Origin of the sequence: Mesorhizobium sp. M1A.F.Ca.IN.022.07.1.1 (assembly GCF_003997575.1) — a bacterium.
Lineage (GTDB): Bacteria > Pseudomonadota > Alphaproteobacteria > Rhizobiales > Rhizobiaceae > Mesorhizobium.
In genome coordinates this window covers 1-11,144 of record NZ_RZST01000196.1, presented here as the reverse complement: position 1 = coordinate 11,144, position 11,144 = coordinate 1, and the positions used below count along the sequence as shown (strand labels likewise).

The window sequence follows — 11,144 nt, the reverse complement described above, 5'->3', positions numbered from 1 at the left end:
CCGGGCCATATCCCGCTGCCGTCGGAGCGGCCGCGCGGCTGCCTGTTTGGTCCGCGCTGCGCCGGTTTCCGCGCCGGCCTGTGCGACCGGCCCGGCATGACGCTGGAACCGGTCGGCGAGCGGCATGTTGTGCGCTGCGTGCGCTGGCCCGAACTCGAGGTGGCTCATCGCGAGCTTCCGCCGCTATCCGGCGAGAGTGCGGCACCGGCAGCCGAGATCACTTTCTCCGACATCACCAAGTTCTATCACCTCGGTCACCACAAGACGCTGAAGGCCAATGAGGCCGTATCCTTCGAGGCCGGCAAGGCCGAGATCGTCGCGCTGGTCGGCGAATCCGGCTGCGGCAAGTCGACCCTGGCGCGTATCGTCACCGGCCTCGACCGCGCCACTTCGGGCGAAATCCGCATGGCTGGCGAAAACATCGCCGCGATCGAAGCGAGCGCGCGGCCGAAGCCCCTGCTGCAATCGATCCAGATGGTGTTCCAGAACCCGGACTCGACGCTCAATCCGTCGCACAGCGCCGGCTTCTCGATCCGTCGCTCGCTGAAGAAGTTCGGCATCCGCAAGGGCAAGGCGGCCATCGACCAGCGCATGCGCGAGCTGCTGGAGATGGTCCGGCTTTCGCCGGACTTCGCCGCCCGCCGGCCGAGCCAGTTGTCCGGCGGGCAGAAGCAGCGCATCGCCATCGCCCGCGCCTTCGCCTCCGATCCGTCGCTGATCGTCGCCGACGAGCCTGTGTCGGCGCTGGATGTCTCCGTGCAGGCGGCCGTGGTGACGCTGCTGCTCGACATCCAGAAGACCCGGCATGCGACGATGCTGTTCATCAGCCATGACCTGGCGCTGGTGCGCCACGTCGCCGACAAGGTCGTGGTGATGTATCTCGGCAAGGTGATGGAAAAAGGCACCGTCGAGGAGATCTTCGGCGGTGCGACCCATCCGTACACCGAGGCGCTGATCTCGGCGATCCGCAGCACCAAACCGGAAGGGGCAGAGCGCAACCGCATCACGCTGACCGGCGACACGCCGAGCCCCGTCGATGTCCCGCGCGGCTGCCGCTTTGCCAGCCGCTGCCATCGCAAGCTGGGTTCGATCTGCGACAGGGAACCGCCACCGATCCGCAGGATGTCCGCCACGCACGAGATCGCCTGCCACATTCCGGCGGAAGCGCTGGAGAGTCCCAGGCATCCGGACGAGGCGAGCGACCGTTCATGACGAGGCCAGCTTCACTGGGCCGCCTCTGGCGTCAGGCCGAACGGTCGCGCGCCATCCTGTCGATCATGGCGCGCATCTGCCTGGCCGGCACCGGCAGCGCCATGCTGACCACCGCGGTCTCGCTGGCATTGAGCGCGCCGGGAATCGACCCTTCCGAAGTGCAACTGGTGCTGACCGCTTATCCGGTCGGATTTCTCATCGGCTGCCTCGTCGCGCGTCCGCTGGTGTCGCGCGTCGGCCATGAGCGCGCCTTCTTCGCCATAACCGTGCTTGCAAGCCTTGCCGCCTCGGGATTCGCGCTCACCGATTTCATGCCGGCATGGCTTTGCCTCCGGCTGCTCGGCGGCCTTGCCATGGCGGCAATGTTCGTTGTCTGCGAAAGCTGGATCAACCTCTATGCCGACCAGCACAATCGCGGCAGGCTGTTCTCCATCTACATGCTGACGACGGCGGTCGCGGTGCTGTTCGGACAGCTGCTGCTGGAGATCGTCGGCGCGCATTCGCCGCATTTGTTCGCCGTCAGCGCGGCGACGGTGCTCTTGTCGGCGCTTGCACGGTTTGTCTCCAGGCCTTGGCCGGCCCTGCCCGCCGAGCAAACCGAGCCGTCCCTGGCCGATATCCCGGCGCATGACGAACGCTACGGCGTCATCCAGTTGCTGCGTCTCGCTCCGGTAACGGTGGTCAGCATCTTCCAGGCAGGCATCACCAACATGAACATCTTCGTGCTGACGCCAATCTACGGCGCCAAGATCGGACTGTCCGCCGCCGCCACTGTCGGCCTGGTGACGACCGTCAGCATTGCCGGCATGCTGGCGCAGACGCCTATCGGATGGCTGTCCGACCGGTTCGACAGGCGCATCATGCTGCTTGTCCAGGGACTGCTTTCCGTGTCGCTATGCGCCTCTATCGCCTGGCTGGGCAGCGGACCGCTACCGCTGCTCTTCCTGCTGTTCTTCCTCTATGGAGCAACCGCGCTCACGGTCTATCCTGTGGCCATCGCCTTCGCCAATTCGCGCATGCACAGCCGGCACATGGTGGCGGCTTCGGGCACGCTGCTTCTGCTCTATTCGGTCGGCAACATCCTGACGCCGGGTCTCGCCGCCGGACTGATGGAGCGTACCGCGCCGCAGGCCATGCTGTTTGTGCTCGGCACCGGCGGCATTCTGGTGGCGGTTGCGGCTTGCATCAATCTGCGGCGGCGGCCGGTCGGTGTCGCGGTTGCGCAGCCGTGCGGAGGCGAGCCGTGAACAGCGCCCTTGCCCACCGTCTGGATGGCAAGTTCGTTCTGATCACGGGCGCCGCGAGCGGCATCGGCGCGGCGATCGCGCGCCGCTGCGCCGACGAGGGAGCCCGTGTCGCCTGCTCGGATCGGGACACAGCATCGACGAAGGCGCTTGCCGCCAGCCTTGGGCCGAATGCTCTGGCTGTCGACTGTGATGTCACCGATCCGGACTCGGTCCAAGATGCTGTCGACGCGACAGCTCAAGCATTCGGCCGGCTGGACGGTCTGGTCCACAACGCCGCGGCTCCCTCGACCGACGGCACCGTCGCCGACCTTGCAGTCGACAAGTGGCGGCTGGAAGTCGACGTCAGCCTGACCGGCGCGTTCCTGATCTCCAAATTCGCGGTGCCGCTGATGGCATCGAGCGGCGGCGGGTCGATCGTCTTCATCGGCTCGCAATTCGCGCGCGTCGCCGTCGGCAAGGCGGTGGCCTATTGCGCGGCGAAAGCGGGGCTTGTGCATCTGGCGAAGGCGATGGCGATCGACCATGCTGATCAGAACATCCGGGTGAACAGCCTGTCACCGGGAGCGGTCGCGACCGCGCGCCTGCTGCAGCGCTGGCCCAGTCTGGAGGCGGCCGACAAGGGTCTAGGACCTGCGCATCTGCTCGGACGAATTGCCGAGCCCGAAGAGATCGCAGCCGCCTGCGCCTTTCTGCTTTCGTCCGACGCTTCCTTCGTCACCGGCACGGACCTCCTGGTGGATGGCGGCTATGCGGTGCGTTGAATCAATTTCCAGCATAGGAGGCTCCAAGACATGACCCTTCTCGTCACAGGCGGCACCGGCTTCGTCATGAGCGTGGTGGCGCGTGCCTGGCTGGACCGCGACCCTGGCGCGTGCGCCGTCATCCTGGATCGCGCCGGCCTCGACGCCGCGGCCGAAAGGCATTTCGCTCCGGTGCGCGACCGGCTCAAAGTGATCAGCGCGGATATCCTCGATCCGACGGGGTGGTCCGGCGCGCTCGACAACGAGCACGTCACCGCGATCGTACATGGCGCGACCATCACACCGATTTCGCGCGGCAGCGCCTCGGAGGCCAAGCGCCAGCCGGAGGCCGAGGACCCGGCTCGCATCGTCGATATCAACCTCATGGGCACCGTGCGCATGCTCGAATGGGCACGCGCGCGGGCCAACGTCAAGCGCTTCGTCTATGTCAGTTCGGGAGCCATCTATCGGCACAATGGCCCCGACTGGAGCGGCGAGCCGCTGCCGGAGGACGGCTACGTCGCGCCCTTGACGCTTTACGGCATCTCCAAATTCGCCTCCGAGATGGTGACCAACCGCTATGCCGACCTGTTCGGCCTGTCGGCGGTTTCGGTCCGGCTTGCTTCCGTCTACGGCCCGATGGATCGCGCGACCGAGAGCCGCAACTTCCGCCATGTCCCCAACCGTGTTGCGCACATGGCCCTGGCCGGCGAAACGATCCGGCCGAACAGTCTGGAGCCGGTGGGCGACTATCTTGCCTCGACAGATGTCGCTGCCGCGATCCTCGCGCTGCTCGATGCGCCGCGCCTCAATTACCGCCACTACAATATCGGCTCCGGCTCCAGCCAGACCATCGGAGAGATCATCGCCTGGGCAAAGGAGCGCATTCCGGCGCTGAAGGTTGAGGTGACGCCCGGAGAAGACGCCAATATCGTACAGGACGTGTCGCTGAAAGGCGGCATGTGGGGCGCCTACGACATTGCGAGGATCATGCGCGATACGGCATGGCGGCCGCGCCCGGGCAAGGAGGCGTTCCACGCCTATATGGACTGGATTTCGGCCAACGAGACGAAGTGAGAGGGATTGCCATGACAAGCGCTGCCTCACAACCGGTCCAGCCGCGCGACTTCGTCGGCTATGGACCGAACCCGCCCTATGTCACCTGGCCGGGCGGCGCGACAGTCGCGATCAATCTCGTGCTGAACTACGAGGAAGGGTCGGAGTACAACTGGCTGGATGACGGCCGCAACGACAATTGGGGCGAATACAACAACCCCGGCCTTTCACTGCATCGCGACCTCGGCACCGAAACGCATTTCGAATACGGCAGCCGCGCCGGCGTCTGGCGGCTGGCTCGGCTGTTCGACCGCTACGATGTGCCGATCACGGTGTCGGCTTGCGCGGTGGCGCTGGAGAAGAATCCTGCCGTCGCCGAGTGGATGAATGCGCGCGGCCACGACCTGCTCGGTCACGGGCTGCGCTGGACCGATTATCCCGGCATGCCGCGCGAGGAAGAGGAGCGGCAGCTGCACGAAGCGATCGCGCTTTACGAGAAGGTGCTTGGCCGGCGGCCGCTCGGCTGGAACTGCCGCTCGTTTCCAAGCGTCAACACCCGCGACCTGCTGGTGCGCGAGGGCGGCTTTCTGTACCACTCCGATCCCTGCAACGACGAGCTGCCCTATTTCGTCGACCATGGCGAGGAGAAAATCCTGGTCGTGCCCTATTCCAAGACGCTCAACGACAGCCGCTTCCTCATCGCGCCGGGTTACAGCAATCCACGCGACTTTGCCGAGGATTGCCGCTCGGCCATCGATTACATGCTGTGGGAGGCAGAAGAGACGGGCGGACGGATGCTCAATATCTGCGTGCACGCGCGCTGGATGGGCCAGCCGAACCGGGCGTCCGGCCTGCGCGAGGTGATCGAGCACGTGCAAAAGACGCCGGGAGCGATCTTCATGCGGCGCGCAGGCATCGCGCGGTACTGGCTCGACAATCACCGGACGTTTGCCAGCAAGCGTGCCGGCTGAACAGCGGAATGTTCGAAACCCTCATCAGCGGCGCGACGATCGTCAACGCAGATGGCGAAGCCCGCCGCGACATTGCCATCAACGCCGGCAGGATCGCGGCCCTGATCCAGCCAGGAGAGGCGGCCGAAGCGCGGAAGGTGATCGACGCAAGCGGCTGTATGCTGCTGCCCGGTCTCGTCGATGCGCACGCGCATCTGCGCGAACCGGGACTGACCCACAAGGAAGACTTCTCGTCGGGCACGCATGCGGCTGCGCTCGGCGGCGTGACGACGGTGCTCGACATGCCGACCGACGAGCCCTGGACGGCGACGGCAGACCAGCTTGCCGAGAAGATGTCGATGGCCGAAGGCAAGCTCAACGTCGATGTCGGCTTCCAGGCTGTTGTCAGCGAGAGGCTGGACGGTCTCGAAAGGCTCGCGGCGCTTGCCCCGGTGTCGTTCGAGCTTTTCACGGCGGATGTCCCAGAGCCGTTTCTTTTTCCGACGGTGGACACCGTTCTTCACGCGCTGAAGCGGATGAGCGCGCTCAAGACGATCGTCGGCATCTCGCCCGGCGATCAATCGCTGCTGGTGGGCAGCGCCGCGCGCGTTCATTCTGGCGACATCGCAGCGTTCCGCGAAAGCCGGCCCCCACTGGCCGAGGCCAACGGCATCGCGCGGGCGCTGCTGGCGGCGGCCGAGACCGACGCGCGCGTTCATGTCCGCCAGATCAACTCTTCGCTCGGCGTCGAGACCTGGCGGCGCCTGCGCGATCTTGCCGATGCCAGCGTCGAGACGACACCCCAGAACCTGTTCTTCTGTGCGGACGACTACGAAAAGCAAGGCGCGCGGCTGAAGGGATCACCGCCGTTCCGGCCGAGGCAAGATGTGCAGCGCCTCCGCGAGGCTGTAGCGGCCGGGCTGATCGACATCATCGCCACCGATCACGCGCCACACAGCCCCGCTGAGAAGGCCGCCGACTATCCGGCTTTCGCGGACATCCCGGGCGGCATGCCCGGACTGCAGACGCTGCTGTCCGTCATGCTCAAGCTCGTCGACGAAGGCCTGATTGGGCTGCGCGACATCGCGCGCCTGTGCGCGGCCAATCCGGCCGACCGGTTCGGGCTTGGCCGGCGCAAGGGCAGGCTGGCCGTCGGCCACGATGCCGACATCCTCATCATCGACCCGACGCGAACCTTTGCCATCCGCGATGCCGACCAGAAGTCAAAGGCCGGCTACACGCCGTTTGACGGCTGGAGCGTTTCAGCCACCTTGCGGCAGGTGTTCCTGCGCGGCGAGGAAATCACGCGTGACGGCGCGCTGGTCAACCCGGGACAAGGCCAAGTGGTGCGGTGGGAAAGCTGAGGCAGGCAAGATGGGTCTTCTGGACGGCAAGGTTGCCATTGTCACCGGCGCGAGCTCCGGCATCGGCCGCGCCATCGCGCAACGCTACGCGCAGGACGGCGCGAAGGTGGTGGTCGCCGATACGCGCGAGGAAGCTATCGAAGGCGGCGAAACAACGGTCCGGCTGATCGAAGCGGCTGGCGGTGAGGCGATCTTCATCTCCACGGACATCGCCGATCAGCAGGCCGTCATAACCATGATGCGGCAGGCGGTGGACCGGTTCGGGCGGCTCGATATCCTAGTCAACAACGCCGCGGTCTATACCTCGACCAATCTGCTCCAGACCACGCCGGAGCAATGGGCGAAGGTGATCGACGTCAACGTCACCGGCTTCTTCTACTGCTCGCAACAGGCGGTGCTGCAGATGCTCAGGCAGGAGCCGGTCAACGGCGTACGCGGGCGCATCATCAATATCGCCTCGCAGCACGGTATGGTCGCCTGCCCGGGCGATTTCCCCTATTCGGTCAGCAAGGGCGCGATCGTGCAGATGACGCGCCAGATCGCGGTCGATCACGCCGAGGACCTGATCGTCTGCAATGCGATAGCTCCCGGCAAGATCATCACCGGCAAGCCGGGCATCGCCAACGACCCTGATGCGCTCGACTATTCGCGCCGCCGCACGCCATGGCCGCGGCTTGGCGAGCCGAACGATGTCGCCGGCGCGGCGCTTTTCCTGGCCAGCGACCTTGCGACATACGTCACCGGGATCAACCTGATGGTGGACGGCGGCTGGATGGCCGGCTGAGCGGTCATCGCGCGAAAGCAAAGGCCGGCTGCAAAGCGGCCAGCCTCCTTGCTATCCGACGATCACGACGATCGCAGCTACTTATTCGGCACTTCGTAGACCTTGCCGTGCCAAGGTGCTGCATCGATCTGGTCGAGGGCCATCACGTAAAGTTCCTTTTCATCGGGCCCGAAGGCGAAGTTCGGCATGGACGGCGACGGCACCGAAAGCGTGCGCAAGAGCTTGGCGTCCTTGTCCACCACTATGATCTTGCCCGGCGCGTCGAGGGAGCGCGGGCTCTGGCCGATATAGATCTCGCCAGCCTTGTCCATCTTGATGCCGTCCGGCCAGATATGCGGCTGGTTCGGGAACAGATCGTCGAGCCGAAGGAAGACGCGACGGTTGCTCAAGCTGTGATCGGCCCCGACATCGAACTCGATGATGCGGTTGTCCTCGGTTTCGACCAGGTAGAGCATCTTGCCGTCGTTCGACATGACCAGCCCATTGGCATTGTGCAGGTCGCCAGCCACCTTCTTCACGCTGCCGTCCTTGCCGATGTAGTAGGCCGACGCGTCGATCAGCGGACCGCCCTTGCCGGAGCCGGTGAAGTAGATGCCGCCCTCCTTGTCCGGCGCGAAATCATTGGGGCCGCTGAACGGCTTGCCGTCGGTGTCCTTGTCGTAGGCCGGCAGCGTCTTGCCGTCGGCCGAGATGCGGCCGATCGTGTTGTTGTCGTAGCAGGTGACGACGAATTCGCCCGTCGCGGTCGGCAGCACGGCCGAAGGGCCGCAGCCATCCATCTTCCAGAAAATCGCGTTCTTCTTGCCGTCCCAAACGTCCACAGTGCCGCGGCCGTATTCGACGTAGAAGAGCTTGTCCTGGTACCAGATCGGGCCCTCGGCGAACCAAGCGTCGTCATTGATCACCTTGACGTTCGCGGCGTGTGCCGATGCGGTAAGAGCGAGGGCTAACACTGTGCCCAGCAAATGCTGTCTTGTCATGCGCTTCCCCTTTCTTTCGTTGAACTCCAGGCGCTTAGGGCTCGCCGGCGCCGATCTCCTCCTTGCGGCGCGCCACATAGGCGTCCAGCTCCTCGCGGATGGCTGGATCCATAACCGGTTCCTCGTAGTCGCTGAGTGCCTGCTGCCAGAGCTGCGTCGCCCGCTCCAGCGCATCGTGGCCGCCCGCTTCCTGCCAGCTGCCGTAATTTTGCCAATTGGACAGCATCGGCCGGTAGAAGGCGGTCTCGTAGCGCGCCATGGTGTGCTCCGACCCGAAGAAATGTCCGCCGGTCGGCACGGCCTTGATCGCCTCGAAGCCGAGGTCGTCCTCCTCGAACGGCATCGGCCGCAGGAACTCCATCATGTTCTGCAGGATCTCGACGTCGAGGACGAGCTTCTCGTAGGAGGCTGTCAGCCCGCCCTCCAGCCATCCGGCGGCGTGATAGATCAGGTTCGCGCCGCCGAGCACCGCGCCCCAGGTCGCCATCTCGGTCTCATAGGCCGCCTGCAGGTCGACGACATTGGAGGCATTGGCATTGGAGGTGCGGTAGGGAAGGTTATAGCGCCGCGCCAGCTGTCCGGCGACGATGTTGGCCTTGGCGTTCTCCGGCGTGCCGAAGGCAGGCGCGCCGGAACGCATGTCGACATTGGACGTGAAGGCGCCATACATCACCGGCGTGCCGGGATTGACCAGCTGCGTCAGCGTCACGCCGAACAGGGCCTCGGCATTCTGCTGCGCAAGAGCCGCGGCCAGCGTCACCGGGGTCATGGCGCCCATCAGGGTGAAGGGCGTGATCGTCACCGGCTGGCCGTGCTCCGCCATGGCGATCAGGCCTTCGGCCATCGCCTCGTCGAACAGGCGCGGCGAGTTGACGGAAATAATCGTCGTGACCCCCGGCGAATTGCGCAGTGCCTCGATGGTCGTGCCGCGTGCGATCGCCGTCATGGCGATGCTATCCATGGCGCGGCCGCGGCCGATCGCCGAGCAATGGAAGCTCAGATCCGACAGCGTGAGATTGGCGCGATAGGTGTCGAGATGGCGCGAATTCGCCGGCAGCTCCATAGGCGCCACCACCTGGTTGCCGATGATATGGATGGCGTTGAAATGATGCGCGAGGCGGATGAAGTTCTCATAGTCAGCCAGATTGCCCTGCCGGCGGCCGTTGATGCGGTCATGCACATTGGGCGGCCCGGCGACCAGCCCGAACACCAGCGAATTGCCGCCGATGCGGATCTGCTTGTCCGGATTGCGCGAGCTTAGCGAGAAGGACGATGGCGCGTTCCTAAGCGCTTCTCTGACGATACTCTCGTCGATCCGCACCGTGTTCTCGGCCCGATCAACGATGGCGCCCGCGGCCTCGAAGATACCCAGCACCTTCTCGCCCATGACGCGGATGCCGAGTTCGGACAAAATACGCATCGAGGTCCGGTGGAGCTTGTCCATCTGCTCCTCGTCGAGGATCTGCATCGGCGCGTAGGGGTTTGTGACGCGCTGCCAGGGCAGTTGCGCAATGCCGCCGCCACTGCGCCCGGCCGCTCTGGTGCGCCGTCCGCCGCTTCGCCTGTCATGCGCTGTCATCGGCCTGTCCTCCTTAATAGCCGCGTCCCGGATCCACCACATTCGCCAAAGGCTCGCCGCGCCGGTAGCGGGCGAGATTCTCGGCAAACATGCGTGCCGACTTCACGTCCCAGCCGTCGTAGACGGACGAGCAATGCGGCGTGACGATCACGTTCTCGTAGCCCCACAGCGGATGCGCCGGCGGCAGCGGCTCGAGGGCGAAGACGTCGAGCGCCGCGCCCTTGATCCGGCCACCGTCGAGCGCCGCAAGGAGCGCCGCCTCGTCGACGACGCCGCCGCGGGAAACGTCGATCAGCACCGCCGAAGGCTTCATCGCCGAGAAGGCTTCGCTGCCCACCATGCCACGTGTGCTTTCGAGCAGCGGCACCGCGCACAAGATGAAATCGGCACGGCCCCACAGGCTGGGCAGGTCGGCCATGCCGTGCACCTCATCGATGTGGTAGGTCGGTTTCGGGCTGGCGCGCACGCCCAGGGTCGTCATGCCGAAGGCCCTGGCCCGGACGGCGACCGCCTGCCCCGTCTTGCCGAGCCCAAGGATCAGAAGCGTCTTGCCCTGGATCGGCTCGACCTTGCCGGCCGTCCACCTCCTGGCAGCCTGCTCGCGTGCGAAGCCGCGCAGGCCGAGCGAGAAGGAAAGCATCGCGCCGAAGACATATTCGGCCATCATGTCGGCAGCGACGCCGGCCGAATTGGTTATCGTCACCCTTGTCGGATCCCAGGGGCGCAGGTGATCCGTGCCGGAGCCGCCGACCGAAACCCAGCGCACGGTCGGGCTCTCGACCAGCGCCGCGCGCGGATAGCGCGATCCCCGGTCGAATTTGATGGTGAACACCACCTCGGCGCCGGTGTCCGCAATCAGGTCGGGAAGCGCCTCGTAGCTGTCGCAGCCGAGCACCCTGAGATCGGGATGGGTTTCCGCCAGCGCCGCAATCGGCCCGTCCGGCGCGTCGCTGCTGACGATGATTGTTGGCCGCGCGGACATTTCAGCCCCGCCTCGGACCAGGAATGTGATCGGCAAGAGGACCCAGCGTCTCGAGCAAAGCCTTGCCTGCCTGCGGGCTGGTGTTCTCATGCGGCGCGCGCAGGTTGAGCCAGCGCTGGTCGCCGGAGCGCACGGCAAGTGCCGCTTTCATGCCGCCGATCAGCCCCGCGGTCTGAACCGCCTTTCGAAATTCCTTTATGGCGGCATCGGCGGCCGAGACGTCGCGGCCGGCGCGCGCGCCGTCATAGAC

At 65.5% G+C, this 11,144-nt stretch carries 10 protein-coding genes and 1 pseudogene; 7 read left to right on the top strand and 4 right to left on the bottom strand.

From position 1 onward, the window contains the following. The 7 genes from EOA75_RS20655 to EOA75_RS20625 form a co-directional block, all read left to right on the top strand. On the top strand, positions 1-1,212 hold a 1,212-nt coding region (locus EOA75_RS20655; protein ID WP_127325030.1), incomplete at its 5' end, for an oligopeptide/dipeptide ABC transporter ATP-binding protein. After that, positions 1,209-2,459, top strand: coding sequence for an MFS transporter (locus tag EOA75_RS20650; RefSeq protein WP_127325029.1), 1,251 nt, complete (start codon positions 1,209-1,211; stop codon positions 2,457-2,459). The genes EOA75_RS20655 and EOA75_RS20650, both read left to right, overlap by 4 nt. After that, positions 2,456-3,220 carry an SDR family oxidoreductase gene (locus EOA75_RS20645; RefSeq protein ID WP_127325028.1) on the top strand — a complete coding sequence of 255 codons (765 nt, stop codon included), beginning with the start codon at positions 2,456-2,458 and terminating at the stop codon, positions 3,218-3,220. The genes EOA75_RS20650 and EOA75_RS20645 overlap by 4 nt, the downstream gene beginning before the upstream one ends. A gap of 30 nt (positions 3,221-3,250) precedes the next feature. Continuing rightward, positions 3,251-4,276 carry an NAD(P)-dependent oxidoreductase gene (locus tag EOA75_RS20640; RefSeq protein WP_127325027.1) on the top strand — a complete coding sequence of 342 codons (1,026 nt, stop codon included), beginning with the start codon at positions 3,251-3,253 and terminating at the stop codon, positions 4,274-4,276. A gap of 11 nt (positions 4,277-4,287) precedes the next feature. Continuing rightward, positions 4,288-5,226 carry a polysaccharide deacetylase family protein gene (locus tag EOA75_RS20635; protein ID WP_127325026.1) on the top strand — a complete coding sequence of 313 codons (939 nt, stop codon included), beginning with the start codon at positions 4,288-4,290 and terminating at the stop codon, positions 5,224-5,226. Positions 5,227-5,234: 8 nt separating this feature from the next. Beyond that, positions 5,235-6,569 carry a dihydroorotase family protein gene (locus tag EOA75_RS20630; protein ID WP_095826975.1) on the top strand — a complete coding sequence of 445 codons (1,335 nt, stop codon included), beginning with the start codon at positions 5,235-5,237 and terminating at the stop codon, positions 6,567-6,569. A gap of 10 nt (positions 6,570-6,579) precedes the next feature. Next, positions 6,580-7,353: a glucose 1-dehydrogenase gene (locus EOA75_RS20625; protein ID WP_067327509.1), complete on the top strand. Its 774-nt coding sequence runs from the start codon at positions 6,580-6,582 to the stop codon at positions 7,351-7,353. Between the two features lie 77 nt (positions 7,354-7,430). On the opposite strand, the gene EOA75_RS20620 is transcribed toward EOA75_RS20625, so the two are convergent. The 4 genes and pseudogenes from EOA75_RS20620 to EOA75_RS34140 all read right to left on the bottom strand — a co-directional run. Beyond that, positions 7,431-8,333: an SMP-30/gluconolactonase/LRE family protein gene (locus EOA75_RS20620; protein ID WP_164747471.1), complete on the bottom strand. Its 903-nt coding sequence runs from the start codon at positions 8,331-8,333 to the stop codon at positions 7,431-7,433. Between the two features lie 34 nt (positions 8,334-8,367). Beyond that, a complete protein-coding gene (locus EOA75_RS20615; protein WP_067327502.1) occupies positions 8,368-9,912 on the bottom strand; it encodes a trimethylamine methyltransferase family protein in 1,545 nt (514 codons plus the stop codon). 13 nt (positions 9,913-9,925) lie between these two features. Continuing rightward, positions 9,926-10,894, bottom strand: a complete 969-nt coding sequence (locus tag EOA75_RS20610) for a D-2-hydroxyacid dehydrogenase (protein ID WP_095826972.1) — start codon at positions 10,892-10,894, stop codon at positions 9,926-9,928. A gap of 1 nt (position 10,895) precedes the next feature. After that, positions 10,896-11,144 (bottom strand): annotated as a pseudogene (locus EOA75_RS34140) (dihydrodipicolinate synthase family protein); the annotation flags it as partial.